23 protein-coding genes and 2 tRNA genes are annotated in these 21,083 nt (G+C 37.4%); 12 read left to right on the plus strand and 13 right to left on the minus strand.

Annotated elements, in window-relative coordinates; all coding sequences use genetic code 11:
- Nucleotides 1–19: 19 nt before the first annotated feature.
- Nucleotides 20–1,189, minus strand: coding sequence for a tyrosine-protein phosphatase (locus tag B5D55_RS02315; protein ID WP_078932382.1), 1,170 nt, complete (start codon nt 1,187–1,189; stop codon nt 20–22).
- 174 nt (nt 1,190–1,363) lie between these two features.
- Here B5D55_RS02315 and B5D55_RS02320 point away from each other — a divergent pair, with 174 nt between their 5' ends.
- Together B5D55_RS02320 and B5D55_RS02325 are read left to right on the plus strand one after the other, a co-directional pair.
- Nucleotides 1,364–1,834: an arginine repressor gene (locus tag B5D55_RS02320; RefSeq protein WP_078932383.1), complete on the plus strand. Its 471-nt coding sequence runs from the start codon at nt 1,364–1,366 to the stop codon at nt 1,832–1,834.
- A gap of 3 nt (nt 1,835–1,837) precedes the next feature.
- Nucleotides 1,838–2,377 carry a hypothetical protein gene (locus tag B5D55_RS02325; protein ID WP_078932384.1) on the plus strand — a complete coding sequence of 180 codons (540 nt, stop codon included), beginning with the start codon at nt 1,838–1,840 and terminating at the stop codon, nt 2,375–2,377.
- Between the two features lie 62 nt (nt 2,378–2,439).
- Here B5D55_RS02325 and B5D55_RS02330 read toward each other — a convergent pair whose 3' ends face one another.
- From B5D55_RS02330 to B5D55_RS02360, 7 genes are all read right to left on the minus strand, one after another.
- Entirely contained in the window at nt 2,440–2,793 is a 354-nt protein-coding gene (locus tag B5D55_RS02330; RefSeq protein WP_078932385.1) for a hypothetical protein, read from the minus strand.
- Between the two features lie 173 nt (nt 2,794–2,966).
- Nucleotides 2,967–3,428 carry a hypothetical protein gene (locus tag B5D55_RS02335; RefSeq protein ID WP_078932386.1) on the minus strand — a complete coding sequence of 154 codons (462 nt, stop codon included), beginning with the start codon at nt 3,426–3,428 and terminating at the stop codon, nt 2,967–2,969.
- Nucleotides 3,429–3,539: 111 nt separating this feature from the next.
- Nucleotides 3,540–3,848 carry a hypothetical protein gene (locus B5D55_RS02340; RefSeq protein WP_078932387.1) on the minus strand — a complete coding sequence of 103 codons (309 nt, stop codon included), beginning with the start codon at nt 3,846–3,848 and terminating at the stop codon, nt 3,540–3,542.
- Between the two features lie 341 nt (nt 3,849–4,189).
- Nucleotides 4,190–4,465 (minus strand): hypothetical protein, encoded by a 276-nt coding sequence (locus tag B5D55_RS02345; protein WP_143593146.1) that lies wholly within the window; start codon nt 4,463–4,465, stop codon nt 4,190–4,192.
- Nucleotides 4,466–4,645: 180 nt separating this feature from the next.
- Nucleotides 4,646–4,718, minus strand: a tRNA-Pro gene (locus B5D55_RS02350).
- A gap of 37 nt (nt 4,719–4,755) precedes the next feature.
- Nucleotides 4,756–4,829 (minus strand) — tRNA-Asp (locus B5D55_RS02355).
- Between the two features lie 217 nt (nt 4,830–5,046).
- A complete protein-coding gene (locus B5D55_RS02360; RefSeq protein WP_143593148.1) occupies nt 5,047–6,315 on the minus strand; it encodes an ISNCY family transposase in 1,269 nt (422 codons plus the stop codon).
- 118 nt (nt 6,316–6,433) lie between these two features.
- Between B5D55_RS02360 and B5D55_RS02365 the strand changes: the two genes are divergently transcribed.
- Nucleotides 6,434–6,649: a hypothetical protein gene (locus tag B5D55_RS02365; RefSeq protein WP_078932390.1), complete on the plus strand. Its 216-nt coding sequence runs from the start codon at nt 6,434–6,436 to the stop codon at nt 6,647–6,649.
- 20 nt (nt 6,650–6,669) lie between these two features.
- Here the strand turns inward: B5D55_RS02365 and B5D55_RS11545 are convergent, their stop codons facing one another.
- The 5 genes from B5D55_RS11545 to B5D55_RS02385 all read right to left on the minus strand — a co-directional run bounded on the left by B5D55_RS11545 (nt 6,670) and on the right by B5D55_RS02385 (nt 10,349).
- Nucleotides 6,670–6,828 carry a hypothetical protein gene (locus tag B5D55_RS11545; RefSeq protein ID WP_159446133.1) on the minus strand — a complete coding sequence of 53 codons (159 nt, stop codon included), beginning with the start codon at nt 6,826–6,828 and terminating at the stop codon, nt 6,670–6,672.
- Nucleotide 6,829: 1 nt separating this feature from the next.
- Nucleotides 6,830–7,462 (minus strand): hypothetical protein, encoded by a 633-nt coding sequence (locus B5D55_RS02370; protein WP_078932391.1) that lies wholly within the window; start codon nt 7,460–7,462, stop codon nt 6,830–6,832.
- A 54-nt stretch (nt 7,463–7,516) separates the two neighbouring features.
- On the minus strand, nt 7,517–7,753 hold the full coding sequence (locus B5D55_RS02375) for a hypothetical protein (RefSeq protein ID WP_078932392.1): 237 nt from the start codon (nt 7,751–7,753) through the stop codon (nt 7,517–7,519).
- A gap of 180 nt (nt 7,754–7,933) precedes the next feature.
- Nucleotides 7,934–8,218 (minus strand): hypothetical protein, encoded by a 285-nt coding sequence (locus tag B5D55_RS02380; protein ID WP_078932393.1) that lies wholly within the window; start codon nt 8,216–8,218, stop codon nt 7,934–7,936.
- 67 nt (nt 8,219–8,285) lie between these two features.
- Entirely contained in the window at nt 8,286–10,349 is a 2,064-nt protein-coding gene (locus B5D55_RS02385) for a type IA DNA topoisomerase (protein WP_078932394.1), read from the minus strand.
- Nucleotides 10,350–10,810: 461 nt separating this feature from the next.
- Here B5D55_RS02385 and B5D55_RS02390 point away from each other — a divergent pair, with 461 nt between their 5' ends.
- The 9 genes from B5D55_RS02390 (at nt 10,811) to B5D55_RS02430 (ending at nt 21,076) form a co-directional block, all read left to right on the plus strand.
- Nucleotides 10,811–12,061: a relaxase/mobilization nuclease domain-containing protein gene (locus B5D55_RS02390; RefSeq protein ID WP_078932395.1), complete on the plus strand. Its 1,251-nt coding sequence runs from the start codon at nt 10,811–10,813 to the stop codon at nt 12,059–12,061.
- Nucleotides 12,062–12,219: 158 nt separating this feature from the next.
- Complete coding sequence (locus B5D55_RS02395) at nt 12,220–14,643, plus strand: type IV secretory system conjugative DNA transfer family protein (RefSeq protein WP_078932396.1); 2,424 nt, start codon at nt 12,220–12,222, stop codon at nt 14,641–14,643.
- 16 nt (nt 14,644–14,659) lie between these two features.
- Nucleotides 14,660–15,442 (plus strand): hypothetical protein, encoded by a 783-nt coding sequence (locus B5D55_RS02400; RefSeq protein WP_078932397.1) that lies wholly within the window; start codon nt 14,660–14,662, stop codon nt 15,440–15,442.
- Entirely contained in the window at nt 15,435–15,881 is a 447-nt protein-coding gene (locus tag B5D55_RS02405) for a ribbon-helix-helix domain-containing protein (protein WP_078932398.1), read from the plus strand. Before B5D55_RS02400 ends, B5D55_RS02405 begins: the two co-directional genes overlap by 8 nt.
- Entirely contained in the window at nt 15,881–16,870 is a 990-nt protein-coding gene (locus B5D55_RS02410; RefSeq protein WP_078932399.1) for an ATPase, T2SS/T4P/T4SS family, read from the plus strand. Before B5D55_RS02405 ends, B5D55_RS02410 begins: the two co-directional genes overlap by 1 nt.
- Before the next feature lie 57 nt (nt 16,871–16,927).
- Nucleotides 16,928–17,272: a TrbC/VirB2 family protein gene (locus tag B5D55_RS02415; RefSeq protein WP_078932400.1), complete on the plus strand. Its 345-nt coding sequence runs from the start codon at nt 16,928–16,930 to the stop codon at nt 17,270–17,272.
- A gap of 12 nt (nt 17,273–17,284) precedes the next feature.
- Nucleotides 17,285–17,539 carry a VirB3 family type IV secretion system protein gene (locus B5D55_RS02420; protein WP_078932401.1) on the plus strand — a complete coding sequence of 85 codons (255 nt, stop codon included), beginning with the start codon at nt 17,285–17,287 and terminating at the stop codon, nt 17,537–17,539.
- Nucleotides 17,540–20,047, plus strand: coding sequence for a VirB4 family type IV secretion/conjugal transfer ATPase (locus tag B5D55_RS02425; RefSeq protein ID WP_078932402.1), 2,508 nt, complete (start codon nt 17,540–17,542; stop codon nt 20,045–20,047).
- Between the two features lie 39 nt (nt 20,048–20,086).
- The gene (locus tag B5D55_RS02430; RefSeq protein ID WP_078932403.1) at nt 20,087–21,076 is read left to right on the plus strand and encodes a TrbJ/VirB5 family protein; all 990 of its coding nucleotides are present in this window, start codon (nt 20,087–20,089) and stop codon (nt 21,074–21,076) included.
- The last annotated feature ends 7 nt before the right edge of the window (nt 21,077–21,083 follow it).

Here is a 21,083-nt window from a genome sequence, read left to right on the forward strand (position 1 = left end):
AACCCGAAAAAACGGGCCGTTATATCCTTGCATTCTTTTTTGCGCAGATATGATTTTCCGTAAAATCAAAATATCCTGTTTCCTTTTTCTTCGGCGGAACAAGAAGCTTGTCTATAAGGCTCTTGATTTCTGCCATAGTCAGGATATTTTCCTTTATAAAATAAGACTGTACAAGATGTGCAAGATCCTTGCTGTCCGCAGGATTTCTTCCAAGCATTTTTGTAAGGCTGTACTGCAAAAGCCGCCTGTTACGGTACTCGGCAATGCCCATATTTGACGTGCGCTCGTAATCGTACGCAATTTCTTTCCAGGAAGCGCCGCACAGCGCCGCAAGAACAGCGCAAGTTACGCCGGTTCTGTCGCTTCCAAGCCGGCAATGAATATAGAACGGACCGGGATGCGAAATAATGAAAAGGGCAATATTGCGCATTGCACAGGAAAAATCAACTGCATCAGGGTGAAAATACACAAGATTATAGTCAATGTTTACGCACAGGCGGTTATCTTCCTTTTCAATGTTTTTTATTACGTCCGGTATCGTTTCTCCTGCCACAGAACTTGCCCCCTCGTAGCCGTTCAGCGTAATGTCGGAACGAATTCCGTAAATTTCGTATGCTTTCTGCACAAGGGAAAGGCGCTCGTCTTCCGTGTCAAATTCAGACTTGGAACGCTTGAACGGATTGTATCCGCGGAAAAGGCATTTTGTTCCCGGAACAAGCCGGACATTGGAAATATCCGCCCTGCACGCAGGACAGTTCAAGTCAAAGTCAGAAAGCGACTTTTTAAATACAAGCTGAGTGTTCAGCCGGTTGATTTCTTCCATACCTTCAGCCGTTTTGAAAATAAGGCGGTTTTCGTTGAACGAATATTTTTTAAAAGAAGGCTTGTCAATAAGAAGCGTATTTGATTTTGAAGAAAGCCCGAAAAAACGGAATTCCGGAAAACCAGTATTTCCCGGAACAAAAATCATAGAAACCGGCTTTACAAGCGAAAAATATGTCTTTCCCTTTGAAACCTTGCGCGTCATTTTCCACGAAGAATCACCCGTGTTCAGCCAGCCGTTGAACGTTCCGGTAACATAAATGTCTTCGTTCTCATCAAAATTAGTAAAATCCGACGGTTCGCAATAAAATTCTATAGTATCATCGTCAGAAAACATATATCCGTATTTCTTGAAATCAAGTTCCATATCCACCCCCTTAAAACCAGTCCTCTCTATAATACCCTAGATTTGCGCTTATTGCTATATCTTTTATCCCCTGATTTACATTTCTTTGTGTTGAAAAAAAACGAATAATTATTTATATTAAAAGCATATTTATTCAATTTTAGGAAAACAGCGAATCTACTAAAGAGGACTGCCGTGAAAGAACGCCTTACCCGGTTAAAAACAATACGAAAACTCATAAAAAACTACAGAATCGAAAGTCAGGATTCGTTACTGGCATATCTTGAAAAAGAAGGCTACGAAGTAACGCAGGCTACGCTTTCAAGAGATTTAAAGCTTCTTAAGGTAGGAAAAGTCTCAGACGGAAACTCAGGCTACGTCTATTCACTTCCCGGAGAAGAAGAACGGCAGGAATCAGAGCAGATTTATGTACAGGATTTTCTGCGCGGATATGTAAGCATTGACTGGAGCGGAAACATCGTAGTCATAAAAACATTTCCCGGTCACGCAAACACTGTATCAAGTGCGCTTGACAATATGAATATGGACGAAATTCTTGGAACTGTAGCAGGCGATAACTGCCTTTTTGCCTGCCTGCGACAGGGCGTTTCCGGCGAGCAGTTTATGACAGAACTGAAGCGAAGAATACCGGAAATAGAAGACTGATATATGAAAAAAAATACCGCCCTTATCTTCAGGATTGCAGGAATTATTTTTTTTATCGTTAATATGCTTTCCGTGCTGGAAATGTTCAACGTAAACATTTCTACATTTATGTACATCATTACGGAAGACAGCCGCGGATGGAGCATTTTTTTTATCGTTACGGCACTGCTTTATACAACGTATTTTCTGTTTGCACTGTTTTCAACCGGAACGGCGGCACTGTTCGGCGGAAAAAACGGCTTTACACAGTCGGTATGGAACTGTTCGGTGTATTCGCTTGTAGCACTGTCTGCATACACGTCAATGGAAATCATAACCGGCATAGAACCGGAAGAACAGTTTTTTCTTGTGCAGTCAATCATAATGCAGCTGTTCTTTTCTATAATAATGCATGTATGCTTAAAAGAAGAAAAAACTTTTTTCTGGAAAAATATCCTGCCGGTCGATGAAAATTCCAGACTGAGCCTTAAAGTATACGCAATCATGCTTGCGCTTATTGAAATATCAAGCTTTTTCATAGCCCATCACATTTTAGGGGAATAGCGCTTTTGCCGCAGAAAGAACGATTACCCTCGCAAAGCACACAGCCGTTACTGCGAGGGTAATTAAAAACTCAGCATTTTATTCTGATAATCTTCGGGAAGCTCCGTTCTTAGTTCCTCTGCAATTTTGGAAAATGCCTTCTTTTGAGCCTGTACAAGTGAAAAATTCGACGTTTTTTTATAGGCTTTATTATATGAATAGAAAATTTCAGCTTCATTCAAATCAGCAAGATGAACCGACACTTCCGGCATAATCGAACACAACTCGTCCGACTGCTTTTCATTGTTTATCACCTGAATTCTAAGAAGCGCAGAAACATTTTTATTCCGCTCATACTGCGGAATATAGCCGAAAGACTGAAAAACAGACGTAACGGCATTTGTTATTATTTCCTCGCAATCTCCGTCCGAAACCACATAGACTGATATTTTAACGGAAGCCGCTTTTTCAATTTCAGAATTCCTGGTTATTTCATAAACGGCTTCTTTATAAGATTTTTTTCTGGAAGAATCAAACAGAACTTCAGTATACAGTGCAGAAAGCAGTTCTTCCCCTGCGGCTTTTACTTTTAAAAGATACTGGAATTTAGTTACAGGCTGTTCTGCCGATGACGCAAGATCCAGAAAAGATTCGTATTTTGTCTTAAGACGTACCGCTTCTGCCTCAATATTCTGTATTCCAATTTCCCTGTTAATATATGCAGTAATATAGTAAGTTTCTTTTTTTTATCATAAAAAGGCTGTGTGTATTCTACAGCCGTAAGAAAGTCAACTACAACAGGATTTTTATTTGTAATGATAGAATCCTTAAGTTTTGTAGTAAGAACTTCCTTAAGGAATTTTGTCTGGTCATCATTATCCGGAACATCATCCATTGCCGCACTTACCTGACGTTCAAAATTCGTTTTGCTGATGCTGAACACAACATAATAGGTGTATTCAATATCATAGTCAGAAAATTTTTCCGGAGTCTTTACGTCAGTTTTAGAAGTACGCGTTTTTATCCAGTAATCAGCCTCTTTCATAAGACCGTTAAGCGTAAGGTTTGTCATGCTTGCAGAATAAATCTTTGCAGTCCTCTCCTTTTTCTGTGTATCTGCCTGAACAGCCTTTAATTCAGATTCAACAGTCTGCGCAACAGTCTGTTCGATTGCAGAAGCAACTTATGCGCGGGCATCAACCTGATCTGTCCATGTCTTTAGAAAATCAAGATCGTTTCCTGTATTATAAAGAACAAAAATTTTATCCTCATTCATATCAAGTTCAAGCGATTTATAAACCTTTCGTACAGCTCCGTCACTAACAGCCTTTACCCATGCAGGAATTTCAGAACCAAGAGCCTTTCCCTTGTAGTCAATAACTTCAGGCGTGCCGGTATTCATTACCTGATCTTTCCCCTTAAGCGACTGGCAGAAAGCACCGGAACAAAGAGCTGCAGCAAGAATCAAAACAGATTTTTTTAAAGTTTTCATATAGACCTCCAACAAAATAATACTTTTAAGTAATGAATTTTACTATTCAACTACAAATATTGCATAATAGTTTTCACCAGTGTTTTTTGACTCTATAGAACCTAATTGAATATAATATTCACGATTATTTACAGAAAATACTGATTATTTCACAGAAAATGAACCATCAATATTCATCAGAGCACCACCAATATCAATAAGAGCACCAATTAAATATTTCTAAAATATAACACCTTAAGTAAGATTTTTATGAACTTGATAAAAGTTCAAATCTTATTTTAAGGAGGCTTATGGCCAAAATCAATCCGAAGCTCATTCTTGAGCTAATTGAAAGTGGCATGTCACGAAGGCAAATCTGTTCCAGTCGACATGTCAGCCCCCACACTGTCAGCGAAGTAAAACAAATCGCTGAGAAAAATGTTTCTAAAATTTATCTTTTCTAATGTTTCTACAGGTGGCTTTAATTTTTTTCCTGTATAAATTAAAAGATATGAAATTGTTTGCATTGTATTGATATCTACAATCTTAGCTTCAAAACGATATTCTCCGCCATTCATATCCAAATAATTAAACTTATCTAAAAATAAAAGAACATTAGCAGAAAACATCGATGCCATTGCCGCAGCCCTGGATGTTCATGCTGTTGACATTATCGCTGAATGTACGGGACTTTCTATTGAACAGGTAAACGCGCTGTAGGAATTTTTCCAAACGGCTGTTTCCCGGAACAGAAAAACACATTTTCTGCATAAAAAAAGACGTATCTCCAAAAAGATACGTCTTTTTCTTTTTAATCGTCGGGCAAACAGGATTTGAACCTGCGACCTCAACGTCCCGAACGTCGCGCGCTACCAACTGCGCTATTGCCCGATTAAAAACAAAGCCTTCCACTTGCAGGAAGGCTTAGCGCGAGTGACGGGGCTCGAACCCGTGATCTCCGGCGTGACAGGCCAGCGCGATAACCAGCTTCGCTACACCCGCGTGATGTTTAGTAATATATACTAACGAAAAAAAAAGGTCAATATCATTTTTTGAAAAATTCATAAAAAAATCATCTTTTTAAAAAATTTTCTATTATAAGGCGATGCATTATGTCCTTTCATACGGCTTAAAATCAGTCCTTTCCTGAATAATGTCAAGTCTTTTTGAAAATATTACCCTCTCTTTTTGTAAATTCTTTATGTTTGTATTTTTTACTTTAAATTGCTTTTTTGTATGGTGCTCGATACTTTGCCTTTGCATCTTCAAAGAAATATTTGTTGATTAAATCCTTCCAAACCTGCGGCATGTGCGGATTACATTCATCGTCATCAAATAGTTCTATTTCAATTCGCTTTCCTGTTTTAGTAATTCCCCAGATTCCATCCTGTATTGATAAATGTATTTCTATTTTCTGTTTGGGTGTGCCGTGTGCGATGAAGATGTAATTGTTTAGGCTGAATGAACAGCCAGAATCTGTAGTACGCTCTACCTTTACGCTTAATAATTTTGCTAAGTCCATTTTTTGGTTTTCATTCAACGGGACAAAAGCTGTATCAGATTGTTTAGGCTCACGGCCAAATTTTCTGGCATAAATCTGACAATACAGAGGCAGAAAGTTATTGGCTTCCTCTACTGTGTTTATGTTATAAAGTTTTAAATAAACAGGTAAATCACTTTGAATGGTTTGATTAAATCTTTCCACCCTTCCCTTAGCCTGTGGAGAATATGCTCTTATCATTTCAATTCCGAATGAAAACTCCATTGTCTGAGCAAATTGAGTCAGGCTATCCTTTTCTGATTCTTCAATGTCGGTCTTTTTATCACTGAAAAATAATCTTAGTCCATCCAAGTAAAATGCTTCTGGTATTCCGTATTTCAAAAGCATTTGCCTGACAATCTCGTAATACCCAAAAGCACATTCATTTTTGACCATATACATTGCAATTGGAATATCTGTTGCATCATCAATTAAAACATGAATACAATTCATTTTACCGTTTTCAAACCAATCAAAAGAAGTTCCGTCCCCTTGCAAGAGTTCTCCAAAACGAGGTCTTGCAGGTCTAATTTCATGAACCGTTTCTTCCTTTTTGCTCTTTCGTTTTTTAGGAGAAACATAACCTGCTTTTTTTAGTTTGTTAGAGATTGTGTTTCTGCTGTAATTAAATCCATAAAAATCATGCAACATCGTTGTAAACTGAGTGAAATTTACTTTATCAAAAATTTTTTTACCGCTCTGATTTACGGATTCTTTTATTTCGATAATCCGCTTTAAATCAGAATCAGGCATAGTATGCTTTGGCTGTCTACCTGTGTTTCCGTGAATGAATACCGCATCCCCTTCCTGTTTATATCTTCGTTTCAGAACTTTTATATGTCCGATACAAAGATTTAATTCCATTGCACATTGACGGTTTGTGCAAAGTCCTTTTACCGCTTTATCAATCCAGAGTTTTTTGTGTTTTTGTAATTCTGTAAGTTCCATATTTTTTATATCGGTCAAATTATATTTATTTACAACTTTAAAATTCAATTACTGCTTTAATTACTTATCAGAATTTATCTCATATACTTAAATCATAAAATATTTGAGGAGGTGTCCTATGAAAAAGGAACTTGGAGATTTTATTTTTGGTTTGTCGGAATTCAATGATTGCACATTTTGCAAGAAGTTTGGGTTAAACAAAGACTGTCCTACAAAATATTTATACAAAGAAGGAGAAGAAAATCCTCCTGCTGGAAAAATCGAAAGAGGTTTTGAAATGTGTAAAAATTATGTGTTAATGAATGTGAATTATTTAGCAGCTTTTAATGAATAATGTTCTAACAATGCCGTGGTTTAAGGCGTTGCAGGTTCAATATACATATTTTCAAAAGGGAATTCTTGGATGCAGAATGCCAGAAAGTCTTTCCAGTGTTCTGCATCTTTCTTTGTAGCAAAAAATTCAATGATGAATTCTATTTCAGAAGATTTGTAATAAAGTTTATAACTGCTCATATTATTTATTTCTCCGTGCCTGTATCTGTTTTCTAAAATCTTCCTTTGATATTCCGCCTGTGTCGGAAGACAGTTTGCTTATTTGAGGCAATATTTCTTTAGGTTCTGGAATAGAACTAGGTATAATATCATTTTTCTTTTCAACAGGAACTTGATTCTTATTAAGTTCTACTGTCTGTTGAGGCAATACGACTGGAGCTTCTGTTTTGGGAAGAATCTTTTGTAGTGTTGGTAATGCTTTTGGCTTTTCTTTTATTCTTCCCTTTTCTCGGATAGTTCTCTTACTTTCAATAAGGCAGCTACACAACTTAAAATAAGTTCCTTTTTCAAATCCAATTTTTCCGTTCTTGTATTCACAGCCTGAAAAAAGATGGATATTGCTAGTTGAAATACCATCTAAAATCATTAACACTTTTGACATTGCCTGATATTGAGCAACTGTATATGCCTTTTTGAATTTTGCTTCAAATAAACAGTTCAACTCATTTAGATCATAGACAACTATTTTTTCTTCTTTTTTAATAAGCAGTTCAAGGAGATAAACAGATTCTTCCATCTCAAAAGAAAGTTTTATTGTTCCTTCCCATTTTCCAGAGTTTTTACTGTTTCTAAAAATATTTCTAAGTTTTGTCATAATTAAAATATATCTCCAAAGGTTATTATTAACGCCGTAATGTTATGGCAATAATCAGTTGCTTTTATATTCTCTCAAAAGTTTTACCAGTTCCTGCTGGAGCTGATTATAAGAATTATCACTTATAGATTCTTTTAGAAACGGTAAAAATAAAGTCATTATTTGTGCAACGGCATTTTCAGGCGTTTCATTCTTTTTCTGAATCTGAGGTATTCTTTTTGAATATCCGGCATAATTCATTGTTGATATTGAACCGGAAGTTTTTATTGCAGAAAGAAAATTATTATCCATTTATTTCTCCATTGCCGTAATGTTACGGCGTTCTGTTTATTTTTTTAAGTTTAACTGTTCTTTTATTTCATAAAGTTCTTCATATCTGAATTTTGGATAGATATACAAAACTTCATAAATGCTGTTTAATACATTCACATAATACATTCACAGTTTCTTTTATAACTTTCTTTAACAAACTCATCTTTTTGTTCTCCTTTGCTTTTCAAGATATTTCTGATAACGAGTAATATCGCCTTTTTTACAGACGTGTTCATTTAATGTTGTATAATCAATCTTCTTTTTTTTCATAATGAATACAGGTTTTCCGCAGCTTGCACAGACTTTTAAGCCTGATTCATGCGATTGCTTTTGTTTATCTTCCTGACAGAAATGCGGTTCTCCAGTAACATCATACGGAAGCCATTTCCCGTTAGCAGTACGTGTATAATTTATTTCTGTTCCGCAGTATCGGCAGTAGCTCATAGACATCTCCTAAATTCTTTGTTGTGCTTTTTTCCCTTATTGCCGTAACATTACGGCGATGGTGGTTTTATTTATTTTTAGAATTTATAAACTCAAATTTGATTTCCTTCTTTTCATTTAGTACAAACTTGCAGTCAAACTTCTTTCCGGCTTTATTGGTGCAGTGCTTTATTCCTGTCTGTTTTCCGCTGCAAAGTGCAGTTACGTCTTTTTCAGAAAGTTTTGCCCCTGCTACATTTTCCCAGAGAACGAATTTGCAGCCCTCTTTATAACCGGTGCAGTACCAGTTTGACTTTCCTTTCTGAATGTCCTTTCCGCAGTCAGGGCATTTGCAGATGCCTTCTTTGACATAGACTTCTTTTATTTCCGGTTTCATGCTTACGGCAACATATTCTTTTATGTGCTGCTCGAACAAAGAAGGATTTACTGCAAGCTCGTTTTCCCAGTATGTTGTCTGATTTACATTTGCAATTTTTGCCAGTTCCTTATCCTTTGATAAAAAAGTCAGAAGCCAAAGTCCTTTTTTTGTAGCGTAGAGTTTTTTCTTGTCCTCAATGATGTAGCCAGTCTTAAAGAGTTTTTGAACAATATCCGCTCTTGTTGCAGGTGTACCAAGCCCGACAAGTTTTTCTTCCGTGTCGCCTTTTGGTTTTTCCATGAATGTCAAAAGAGTATCTATTGAGTATTCTTTAGGCGGAGTCGTCTTTTTATCTAACTTTTTAAGCGAAGTAATAAGACAGTTATTCTCATTGAAATTACGGACTTCCTGTATTTCGTTTTCTTTTTTTGTATCATTCATCGCCGTAACGTTACGGCGTTCATAAGCCTTCCAGCCTTCCTGTACCGTGTCTTTGATGACAGATTTGAAAGTAAAGCCGTTGCATGAAAAATGTATTGTCTTTTCATTGTATTTATAATCGTCCATGCAGACACGGAAAAAACTTTCTATAACAATACCAAATACATTTTTCTGTTTCTGATTTGCATTTTCTGGCAGTTTTGCAAGCGGAATAAGTGCATGGTGACTTTCAAGTTTTGAAGAATCAAAGATATGCTTGTTTTCCTGATTTATCAGTTTTGGATTGCAGAAACCTGAAATTTCAGGATAGAAATTTTTGAGGAGTTCAAATTTTTCCCTGAATATTTCGACATTTGCATCTCCCATTACCCTGCTTGGAGTTCTTGGATAAGACAGGCATTTATGTTCATTGTAAAGTTCTTCTGCAATGTTGAGCGTTTCTTCCGGCGAATATCCAAACCGTTTGTAAGCTTCTTTTTCAAGTGCGTTGATGTTCAGAAGTTTTTCTGGTTTTGAAGTTTTCAGAACAGAATCACTTTTTGCAAAATCAATTTTGCGGCTGGAACATTTGTTCATTGCAGAAAGCAAATACTGGCTGTTTAATTCAAATGCACATTTATTGTCTTTTGGATTTACAAGAAGTGCCTTGATTATGTTTCCGTTTGAATCCCTTATTTCTGCTTCAAGTTCATTATAAGGTTTAGGAATAAAGTTTTTAACTTCGTAATTTCTTTTTGCAATTTCAAATAAAACGGCAGTCTGTACACGGCCTACAGAAAATATTTCGTGGTTTCCTGTTGAAACAAATCTTGTAAAATTTATTCCAATCAGCCAGTCGGCATGCTGTCGGGCATAAGCCTGCAAAGAAAGTGAATTGTACTCTGAAAGTGGCTTTGCATTTTCGAGACCTTTTTTTACTACATCTGGAGTAAGAGCTTCTGAAACCCAAAAACGGTAGCATTTTGAAAGGTCTGTAAGATGAGCCTGTTCAAGTACTATGCGTGCAATCAGTTCACCTTCCCGGTCAGCATCTGTTGCGATGATGATTTTGTCGGAGATATGTTCTTTGATTTTTTCCATTACAATTTTTGTTTGGGAAGAAGCTGCTGCTGTTTTGGAGTAACAAAATTTTTGTGGAATTATTGGAAGATCAGTGATGTTCCAGTTTTTGTATTTTGGGTCATAAAAGTCTGGTGGACAAAGTTCAAAAAGATGACCCTGGCAATATGTGATTATAGTATTGCCTGTGGCAAAATAGCCTGCAAACTTTTGGGCGTTTAATGCTATTGCAAAGTCGTTTGCAACCGAGGATTTTTCTGTAAGAATAAGCATTAGATATAACACCTACTCTATGTATTCACAATAAAAATATATAACTACTGGAAATGATTTGTCAAGAAACGCATTTTTTGACATCGCCGTAATGTTACGGCGATAAATTGAGTAAAAAAATAGAGCAAATGAATAGTTAAGTGCTATATCTATTCAGCAAGATAAAGAACTGGGATTTTTTGAATAGATATAGCACTTTCTTCTTATTATAGCGGATTTTTAAGGTGGGATTTTCATTGTTTTTGCAATCCCATATTTATCCCATAGAAATCCCATTTAATCCCACCTGAATAACGCCGTAATGTTACGGCAATGTTAGTGTAATTAGATTAAAATGGAAGTGTTTACTGATTATTGATAAAAAATCTTTTTTGTTTTATTTTGAAATTAAGTTATGGCAGAGTTGGTGTCTTTTTAGCATAACGCCGTAACATTACGGCGATGAATCAGGGGAAATGTAGATGAGAAGACGAACTATAAAGCAAAGTCCATTTTTTGCTAACACAACTGCAAGGGACGGTAACGGCTGGGATAACAGACCTAAATATTTTAAACTGAACAAAAAAGATGATATGAGGGAAGCAAGAAAACTTTATAAAACTCTGGAGTATCTTCTTACATCATCTGATAAAAATTATGAAAAAGAAAAATTCCGAACTGGTGGTGGAAGTGGTTTTTATACAAGGCAGCAGAATTGTGTTCTAAAAATGAGGTACGGGCCAGAACTTGCCAAACACATGAGGTTTCTTGAAGAGTATCTTACACAGGAAAAAAAGAATGAGGTCATCGTAAAACCAAAGCTGTTTTCTGAAAATGAAGTTGATGATGAGTTCATAGAAAATTATAAAAACAATATGGACTCAAAGCATTTTAAGTTCATTATTTCCCCTGAAAATCCTGAAGTTGATTGCAAGGTTCTGACTAAGACTCTTGTAAAACGGCTTGAAAAAATAACCGGATATAAGTTCTTCTGGCTTGCAGCGGTTCATACAAACACAAATCATCCTCATGCGCATCTTCTTATAAATGGCATTGATAAGAATGGTAAGGAAGTTGACTGTTTCCGTGGAACTATGCTCAAACATACAATCAGGGAAATGGCAAGGCAGATTTGCACGGAATTAAAAGGTGAGCGTACGGAACAAGAAATTGAGGCAGCAAAAAGAAAACTTCCAGAAGCCAACAGGTATTGTGTACTTGATAAAGAAATTGAGCAGTACTGTTTTATAAGTTCTTCCAATAACGATACTGATTATCCTGTGACTGTCCGTTCGCAGAATGATGTGATGTACAAGAGGTTGTGTCATCTTGAAAAAATAGGACTTGCAAAAAGAGAAGAGAGTGAGGCAAACATTTTCAATCTTGAGAAAAACTGGAGCGAGAAACTCCATTCAGCAGGAAGGTATTCTTCGTATCTAAAAGCAAGAAATGAACTTCTTTTTACGCACGGAGTAGACTTAAAGATTTTCGGTAACGATAACGAAGTTGCGACCGGTGTAATTACAAAACTTTATAAAATGAATTATGAAGAATCTTGGGATAATGCTGTAGTAATCGAAAATAAGGAAACAAAAAAAGCATGGTTTGTTCCTGTATATAATGAACCTAACGAAAAACTGCTTGGTGCTGAGGTAAGCTGTTCCAAAAGCGAGAGGGGCGGAAAGATGCGTCCAGTCGTTCATGTTTCAAAATGGAACGCTATTGAAAAATAAAACAAATGGTGTAAATGAATTGTATATCCGCTATTTACAAAAAAAGTTAAACATTATATAATGTCGTAATCTTGAGTTTCCATAATCCCGCATAATTGGAAAACAGAGAACCATTGCCGTAATGTTACGGCAATGAAATGTTTTAGTTAGAGGGATTTGTGAAACAGAATAATGAATTTTTAAGAAAGCGTCCTGCGGAAAGAAACCGTAGGGTCTTATTTGATTTATCCAATCTCATTCTTCCTGTCCTTATTGTCGTAATAGGTCTTATAATCTCAACTCAGACTTATGCAAAACTTGTTGGGTATAATCCGAAGTATACTGACGCACCGTTCTTTGTAACAACAAGGAAGTTTCTTTTTATAGACAAAGGTTATCCGTTTTATAATCCGGGCTTGATATTTCTTAATATAATGTCGAAAGGACTTACTGATAATCTGATTCAATCTGTAATATTGCAGTCACTTTTTCCTTTTCTTGTGAGTGCAGGAATTTCAATAGTTGTATTCTTTGCTGTAAGTGCGATAAGAGGTTACGGATTAAACAAGAATGACAACCTTTACGGTACTTCAAGATGGGGAACTGAAAAAGACATCAAGAAGTTCGGGCTTTCTGAAAAGCGTGGTGTTGTCCTTGCTGAGTTCCAGAAGGCAGATGTAAGAGCTAAGGTAAATCCTAAGAATACTTCTATCCAGCTGTCGCTGAAGAAACTTGCACCGCTTATCTGTATTGCAGGAAATACGAATGTTTTAATGATTGCACCGACCCGAAGCGGAAAAGGCGTGGGAAGCGTTATACCGACCGCATTAAATTTTCCGTGGTCAATTATCTTCTTTGATCCGAAGGGTGAGCTGTTCAACATTACGTCTGGTTTCCGCTCAAAGTTTTCTGTTGTTTTAAAGTTTGCTCCAAAGAATCCTGACGGCAATACTGTATGCTTTAATCCGCTGGAAGAAATTCATCTTGATAACAGAATTGTAAGTGATGTTGACCTTGTAATTCAGAACCTGTTTGAGGAAGCAAAAGGCGGAGAAAATGCAAACAGCCAGTTCTTCAATGAAAACGCCAAGGATATGATTAAGACGACAATCCTTCATATTCTTACAGCTGATAATCCTGAGTATGCAGACAAGAAAAATCTGCCGGGCGTATTTGAAATTATGTCTCTTGCTGCAAAGCCAGACGAAGAAGAAGGACAGGAAGGAGAGGAACAGAAGAAGTCAAATCCGGGTGACAAGCTGTTTGGAGAGATGTTTGAAACACGGCACTTATTGCAGGGACAGGAAGCTCCTTGGTTACAGACTCTGATTGAAGCTGGTGCTGGCCGTATGCTTCAGATGAATCCGAAGGTAAGAAGTGATGTGTTCTCTACAGTATTCTCTAAGTTGCAGCTTTTTAGTGATCCGCTTATTGCTCATGCTACAGGTCATTCTGATTTTAAACTTGATGACTTTGTAACAAGTGATGCACCTATTTCTCTTTACTTGGTTGTTCCTTTTGCTCATGTAGATGTTATTGCCCCTGTTTTCAAACTGCTTATAAACTTTATGCTCAGACGTTTTTCTGACGGTGAGACATCTTACGGAGAAGTAAAATTGAAGAACAGGCTTTTGTTCATGCTCGATGAGTTTCCTGTTCTTGGTAACTTTCCGTTCCTTGTTAAAACTATGGGTATCTTGGCAGGTTATGGAATCAACTTCTTCCTTATCTGTCAGGGCTTGAACCAGCTTGTAGACATTTACGGTCAAAATCATCCTTTTTTGGATCACTGTAAAACAATCTGTATTTACGCACCGGGAAAGATTGAGGACGCAAAAGCATTTACAGAAGCAATCGGTAAGGAAAGCGTTACTAAAGAAAGCATTTCAACAAGCGGAAGCCGTTATGCTGTTGCATTAAATAATCTGAATGCTTCAAGTCAGGAAGTTGCACGAGATTTGATGAATCCTGATGAGCTTATGCACCTTCCTCCAAGCGAGGCTCTGATTATGAATCAGGGAATGCCCGCATACATCGCAAAGAAAGTCGTTTACTATGATGACCCAAGGTTTAAGAACAAGGCTTATTCTGTGCGTGATGAAAAAGACTGGCTCAGGTTCAAGTGGTACTTCAATCCGCTTTTTACGCTGCCTATTGGAAAAAACGGAATTACGATAGGTTATCCTTCTCTGAAATTCACGATTTATAGGACTGACAATAAGGAAAAGAAAACCTACAGATACCGTGACAGCGGAAACTGCAAGAAAGGCTGGATAGTTCTTTTTACCAGAAGAAAACGTTCTATGGAAACTGGTTTTGAACCTCTAAACACAATGGAACGGCTTGAAGGTGAACTCAAAGCACTTCCTTCTAACAAAGGAAAACTTGTAGGCAGGGAAAAAGAAGAAAGTGATAAAAATCAAAAACAGAATAATATGACTGTAAATGACAACGAAGATGAAAACTTCAACATAGTTGATTATCTTGAGTCATTTGCAGACATAGAAGAGATTTCGCCGTTCCAAGGTGAAATGATAGACGGAGAGCCGCCGCCAACGACAGTTCCCCTTACGCCGGATGTATTCTCATCTGAGGCAAACTAAGACAACAGGAGTTTTTATGAATTTGAAGAAAGATGTTTACATTGCAGAGAAGCATAAAGAAATGATTGTAGATTTTCTTTCAAAGAAAACCGGCATGGAATGGTATATGTTTCGTCATGCAGGAGAAATTACGAATTCTGTAAAGCCGTATTTTATGGAAATGGTAAAAGGCTTTGATGAAGCAAAAATCTCATTTGACAGCCATGAGGAATACATAGACACCTGCGAATACTGTATTCAACGGTTTGGGAAAAAAGTAAGACTTACATTTTCTTTTACAGAAGAAGAGTTTGAGCTTATGAAAGAAACTGCACAGAACAACTCGTTTATAAACATGGTGGATTTTATAATCACTGTTTTATATGCACTTGCCATGCAGGGTAAGTCTTATGAGATTTCTTTAAAAGAGTTTTCATACTTCTTTTTTAACAAGGACAAGCAGGTACAGATTACTATTCCGTTTGAGATTATGGAAAAACTTAACAGAACGAGCTTTAAGAAAAATCAGCAGGCATATTTCAGAAAGGCTCTGTTCTGGCAGATTTATTTTGGAAAAACTCTTCCTATTAGATATGAGGAAGAAGATTATTTCCGTGTAACACCTCAAAAAACAGGCTGGTTCAAGACTTTGTTCCAGTGTTCTGACATAATCAAGAACTATGCAAGAAACAAAAACCTTGGCAGCACGGAAAATGTCGCAATCTTGAATACACTGAATACATACCTTGACCAGACTGTAGGCGAAGAAGTTGAAGAAGCAGAGAAAGAAACAGTTGTAAAAGAGGCAGTTTATGGCTAAAGAAAAAGATTCATCTCTTTTAACTTATGAAACTCATGTAAGGCTCACCGATGAGATGCGAAAACTTCTTGCACAAAAAGCAAAAGATGAAGGAATCTCTTCAAATGCCGTAATCCAGAAAGCTGTTTCTTTATATCTTACAAAAGACACTATGGATGAAAGTCTTTTGATTGCAAAGATGACTGATGTTCAGAGGCAGATTGCAAGGCTAAAGCATGAGTTTGACGTAAAGCAAAAACTCGACCTTGAATGGTATCAGTATTTCTTCCTGTTTGCACCGCCGATTCCGCAGGAAGAAGTAGGGCTTCGTATGCAGAAAGCAAACAAGGACGTTCAGGCGTTCTTGCAAAATTTCAAGCACAGAGCGGCAAGCATTAAGCCTCTTATTGAGACGATTTTCGGAGATATGCTTGAGGAAGAAGCAGGGAATGGCAAGTAGTGGAAAGTGTACCATTTTCAACTTTTGCGGCAGACAAGGAAAAGAAACTAAGGCTTAACAACAACTTTCTTTCTGATATTGCCTGTCTTAAAGAATATCTTGATGATCCAAAAGTTACTGACATATTTGTAATCGGTAGCGGAGAGATTATCATAAAGGTTTTTGCAAAAGGTAAGGTTTTTACAGGAAAGAAAATTCCACCAACAAAGGTACGTGGAATAATTTTAAGTGCTGCGGCTCTTTTGGATAAACAGATTGACCCTATCGGTGGTATTCCGAAACTGGAAGCTGTTATTCCGCCGCCATACAATGCACGTATTACAGGACTTTTACCGCCATGGGTAGAAAATCCGGAGGTAACTTTCCGTAAACCGCCTAAAGAAGTGTTTTCGCTTGAAAGCTATGTAGAAGCCGGGCGAATGACACAGGAAGAATATGAACTTATCTGTTCTTACATCAAGGACAGAAAAAATATACTGATAGGAGGAGGTACAGGAAGCGGTAAATCAACGCTCACTAATGCAATTATCCAGAAGATGACGGAGTATACACCGAATGACAGATTCTACATTGTTGAGGATGTTCCAGAACTTCAGTGCAACGCACATGACAAGACAATGATTTCTGTAAATCCGGTTCATGCTGCGGAAGCTGTAAGAACTGCATTAAGATGGACACCAGACAGAATCATCTTTGGTGAAGTCCGCTATGGAGAAGTTGCAAATGAACTTATAAAGGCATGGAATACAGGTCATACTGGCAATGTTACAACAATCCATGCAGACAGTTGTGCTTCCATGCTTATGCGTATGGAAGATTTGCTTCGGGAAGTCATACCGGGTGCAATTCCTAAGTTGAGTAATACAATTCACCTGTGTGTTCACATGGCAGGTGGTAAACAAGGGCCTCATGTAGATGAGGTTTTGCCAACTAACGGAAGCGGAACGGATGACTTTATATCAATGCTCAAAGCCAACAAATTGGCATAAGTTTTAAGTTGTAAATAGGTATAGAAAATACTTTTTTACATAAGGAGAAAAAGAAAAATGGAACGAATCAGGAACTTAATGCACAACAAGAAATTTACTATGTTTTTGTTTTTTGCTGTTGTATGTATTTCTTCAACATTTGCAGAAGATACTTTTGGTCTTAATTCAAAAGTATCGATTCTTGTAAATCTTATTTCAAGTCCTTGGGTTAAGGGAATTGCCTGTATTGCCCTTATCATAGAATGTATCGGTCTTATTACGGCAGGTAGACAGGAGCCGGGAATGTTCAAGAAATTTGTTCCTTGGATTGCTGGAACAATTATTTTTATGGCCGCTGGAACAATCACAAATAAATTCTTGGCAGTAGATAACACAACTTTTAATGAAGTTATGAAAGAGTAAGGAGCATTTTCTATGGCAACATTACAGGATTATTCAATACCGGTTCATAAAAGTTTGCAGCAGCCTGATTTACTCTTAGGAGTTCCTAAAGTAATTGTTGCTCTTATATTTTGTGTAACAATTCTCTTGGTCTATCTTTTCGGCCTGGGCTTTGCGGCGGTGGCGGTAGTCCTGTATGTGCCTTGCCGTATCATCAGTAAGAACGACCCGCAGCTTCTTACTATTGCACTGAACAGTCTTTTTGAAATGGATGAGCTGGAGGGATAGATGCTTGGAATAAACTTTTTGAACAAATTCAACATGACAGGATATAAGGAAAGTAAGAATAAATTGTCTTCTTTTTGTCCTTGGTCTTATCCTGTCGGAAAAGAAGATGAGGGAATCATACTTTTAAAGCCGGGAGCTTTGATGAGGGCTTATTCCTTTATCTGTCCTGACTTAGGCTCGTCATCCGCACAGACAATCAACAGCGTGTCATTCTTCTTTAACGAGGCAATCAGGCAGCTTGGAAGCGAGTGGGGCTGCCAGTTTGAAAGTGAGCGTGTTTTGTGTACTGATTATCCGGGAACGGACTGGACTGATGAAGCCGGGTATTTAATCGACTGCCACAGACAGAAACTTTTTAAAGAAAAAGACGCTCATTTTTTAAATCATTATTTTCTTATCATTACAATGGAACTTCCAAACGAGATTTATGCAAAAACGAAAAACCTTTTGTATAAAGTTGATAAAAGTGAAGGGGAAGGCTACTTCAACCTTGAGCAGTGCGAAAAAGAAATTCAGGCGTTCAGGGAAACTACTGCCGGTGTAATGAGTCACTTGAACGGACGCATTACTTACAGGCAGCTTAATAATAATGAAGTAGTAACGCTCTGTCATAACTCGGTAAGTTCAAAACATCACAGGGTAATCTGTCCTAAGATTCCGACTCTTATGGACTATTACATAACGGATGATACTCTAAAAATTGCTAATACGCTTATGCTCGGAGATACCTACATTCCGATTGTTGCAATCCGTGATTTTCCAATGCAGACATATCCTGCAATGCTCGGAATTTTAAATTCAAGTCAGATTGAATACCGATGGGTAAGCCGCTGGATAGGACGAAGCAAGGCGGACAGTTCAAAAGATATTGAAAAATATCAGAAACGTTTCTATGGTTCTCGTAAGTCTTGGGGAACAGCTCTTGCAGAAACTGTCGGAAACTATGAATCAGGGCGAGAAGACCCTGCTGCTGTTGCTTTTGAAGAAGATACAAATACTGCAAAAATTGAGCTTGCAACAGACATTTACTCTTTCGGCTACTACACTTCCTGCATTATGGTGTGGGATAAGAATTATGAAATTGCCATTGAAAAAGCAAGGTATATCATAAGCCTTATAAACTCTACAGGCTTTACCGCAAAGATTGAGACTGTAAACTCTTTTCAGGCGTTTCTTTCTATGCAGCCGGGAAATATGTACGCAAATGTAAGGAGGCCTTTAATTTCTTCGGGCAACATGAGCCAGATTATTCCGCTTTCTTCTATCTGGTCAGGAACTAAATACAACCAGTGGACTAAAGAAGAATTCGGCTGCTATGCACCTTTATTGACCTGTACTACATCAAGCGGCGTTCCGTTCTTCTTAAATCTTAATGTAGGAGACGTAGGACACTGCTTTATTTTCGGTCCGTCTGGAGCTGGTAAATCTACATTGCTTGCTTTGCTTGCAAATCAGTTTACTAAATACAGAAGTGCAAACGTAATCTTTTTGGATAAAGATAAGACTTCACGCTCTGTAACTATGGCAGCAGGTGGAATGTATGTTGAACCAGGTGCAAATGACGTTGCATTCCAGCCATTACGTGAGCTTGAAAGCGAGGTTGATATTTCGTGGGCAGCAGAGTTTATAAAGCTCTTGCTTGAAATGCAGGGAATAAAAACAGATGCAACAATGAGTGAGGCTATTACCGTTGCATTAAAACAAATCAGGGATGAAAAAGAGCCAAATGACAGAACGCTTACAACATTCCAGCAGTATGTAAACTATACGAATCCTTTGACTGGACTTAATGACATCAGAACTGGAGTTCAGCCTTACACAATCAACGGTGAGTATGGACGAATCTTTGATGCCGCTAATACAAACTTCTCGCTTTCAAAATGGATAATGATTGAAATGGGAACACTCATGAAAATGGGACAACAGGCTGTAACACCGGCACTTTTCTTTATTTTCAGGTTCATTGAAAAAGTCTACTCAAAACCGAACGGAGACCCTACAGGAGACCCTACCTTGCTTATTCTTGATGAGGCGTGGGTATTCCTTGATAATCCTTTCTTTGCAAAAAAAATTGAGGAATGGCTTGTTACTCTTCGTAAGAAGCATGTTTTCTGTGTATTTGCTACACAGGAAGTTGCAAAAGCCGTTAAATCAAGCCTTTCAACTACAATTATCTCTCAATGTCTTACAAAAATTTATCTTGCAGATACAAACGCTTCTAGTGAAATTGTCGCAGGATATTACCGCTACTTCGGTCTTGAAGATAACGAGATTGAAGCTCTTTCTAGGGCAAGAATGAAGCGTGATTATTTTTACAAGTCGCCTAACGGAGCGAGAATGTTTGAACTTGGACTTGATGAATACCAGCTTTCTTTGCTTACACCTGACCACAACCTGCTTGACAGCCTTGAGCGTGAGTATGGAAAAAATACAGGCGTTCCTTTGGTTGAAGAAATTTTCAGGCGGAAAGGAATTACGGAATATAAAAAATATTTAGGAAATAAATAACGCCGTAACATTACGGCAATAAACTTTACGGAGGATTATATGAGAAATGTTTTTAGAAAGTCAAAGGCTTTTAAGGTTGTGGCAGTTCTTACTGTCATGAGTTTTGCAGGAAGCAGCAGTGTGTTTGCAAATTATCCTGTAATTGATATTTCAAATCTTATGAATGCCATTCAGCAGTTGTATTCTACCTATGACATGATAAATACAACGATTGAGCAGGTACAAAATACCTATCAGCAGCTTCAGACACAGATAAACTCAGTGAAATCAATGGACTGGGATAACCTGAAAGATTCTTTTTCAGAAGATAAATGGTCCAGCGAAGGTGGCCTGAAAGGAGCTTGGGATAATATTGGTAATTTCAGAACAAACCTGACTGATGCAACAAGCGTTATAAATGAGAATATGAATCTCATAAATGACGTTAAGCATACTCTTGAAAATAAAACTGTAACTTGCATGGGAAAAAAATACACTGTGGCAGGTCTTTTTGGTATAGGGAAATATGGTCAGAATAACTTGCTTGGTATGCCACTTGATGCCCTTGATTATGTAAAACAACAGGGAGAAGAAATTGCCAAAGGTTATGAAGGGAAACTTACTTATAGAGAAAAACAGGCAATTATGAGAAAATGGGGATTAGATCCTGAAAACTATGCGTATGTAAAATTAGTTGAAGAACAAGCAAACAGTGTAATTAACGATTTAATCATCAATGGCAGCAGTGAACATATTGATGCACAGCTTGCAAGAGCCGCAAAAAATAATGAAGCTTTGCTTGCTTTGTCGAAAAATGCAGATGACTCTATTGTTGCAGGTATTCAGGCTTCTGTAGGTGCAACTATAGATTTGAAAAATATGTGCAGCAATATGTGGGGAAGTTTGCAAAAATATGGTGCAGCTTACGCTGAAAAATCAGTGGAAGAAAAACTTAGAAAAGAAGCAGAACAGGAAGCAAAAAGAAAAGAAATTGAACGCAGACAGCAGGTATGGGAAGATGAAGCCGGATTTGTTCCAAGCTGGTTGTAAATATAGA

The organism is Treponema porcinum, assembly GCF_900167145.1.
Classification (GTDB): domain Bacteria; phylum Spirochaetota; class Spirochaetia; order Treponematales; family Treponemataceae; genus Treponema_D; species Treponema_D porcinum.

Excerpts from the sequence above, each read along its gene's own strand:
- B5D55_RS02420 (WP_078932401.1), top strand. The coding sequence starts at position 17,285 with ATGGCAACATTACAGGATTATTCAATACCGGTTCATAAAAGTTTGCAG.
- B5D55_RS02315 (WP_078932382.1), bottom strand. The coding sequence starts at position 1,189 with ATGGAACTTGATTTCAAGAAATACGGATATATGTTTTCTGACGATGAT.
- B5D55_RS11545 (WP_159446133.1), bottom strand. The coding sequence starts at position 6,828 with ATGAGCAGTTATAAACTTTATTACAAATCTTCTGAAATAGAATTCATC.
- B5D55_RS02335 (WP_078932386.1), bottom strand. The coding sequence starts at position 3,428 with ATGACAAACCTTACGCTTAACGGTCTTATGAAAGAGGCTGATTACTGG.
- B5D55_RS02430 (WP_078932403.1), top strand. The coding sequence starts at position 20,087 with ATGAGAAATGTTTTTAGAAAGTCAAAGGCTTTTAAGGTTGTGGCAGTT.
- B5D55_RS02400 (WP_078932397.1), top strand. The coding sequence starts at position 14,660 with ATGAATTTGAAGAAAGATGTTTACATTGCAGAGAAGCATAAAGAAATG.
- B5D55_RS02415 (WP_078932400.1), top strand. The coding sequence starts at position 16,928 with ATGGAACGAATCAGGAACTTAATGCACAACAAGAAATTTACTATGTTT.
- B5D55_RS02365 (WP_078932390.1), top strand. The coding sequence starts at position 6,434 with ATGAAAAAGGAACTTGGAGATTTTATTTTTGGTTTGTCGGAATTCAAT.
- B5D55_RS02390 (WP_078932395.1), top strand. The coding sequence starts at position 10,811 with ATGAGAAGACGAACTATAAAGCAAAGTCCATTTTTTGCTAACACAACT.
- B5D55_RS02370 (WP_078932391.1), bottom strand. The coding sequence starts at position 7,462 with ATGACAAAACTTAGAAATATTTTTAGAAACAGTAAAAACTCTGGAAAA.
- B5D55_RS02405 (WP_078932398.1), top strand. The coding sequence starts at position 15,435 with ATGGCTAAAGAAAAAGATTCATCTCTTTTAACTTATGAAACTCATGTA.
- B5D55_RS02375 (WP_078932392.1), bottom strand. The coding sequence starts at position 7,753 with ATGGATAATAATTTTCTTTCTGCAATAAAAACTTCCGGTTCAATATCA.
- B5D55_RS02380 (WP_078932393.1), bottom strand. The coding sequence starts at position 8,218 with ATGAGCTACTGCCGATACTGCGGAACAGAAATAAATTATACACGTACT.
- B5D55_RS02360 (WP_143593148.1), bottom strand. The coding sequence starts at position 6,315 with ATGGAACTTACAGAATTACAAAAACACAAAAAACTCTGGATTGATAAA.
- B5D55_RS02325 (WP_078932384.1), top strand. The coding sequence starts at position 1,838 with ATGAAAAAAAATACCGCCCTTATCTTCAGGATTGCAGGAATTATTTTT.
- B5D55_RS02385 (WP_078932394.1), bottom strand. The coding sequence starts at position 10,349 with ATGCTTATTCTTACAGAAAAATCCTCGGTTGCAAACGACTTTGCAATA.
- B5D55_RS02425 (WP_078932402.1), top strand. The coding sequence starts at position 17,540 with ATGCTTGGAATAAACTTTTTGAACAAATTCAACATGACAGGATATAAG.
- B5D55_RS02345 (WP_143593146.1), bottom strand. The coding sequence starts at position 4,465 with ATGGCATCGATGTTTTCTGCTAATGTTCTTTTATTTTTAGATAAGTTT.
- B5D55_RS02340 (WP_078932387.1), bottom strand. The coding sequence starts at position 3,848 with ATGAAAACTTTAAAAAAATCTGTTTTGATTCTTGCTGCAGCTCTTTGT.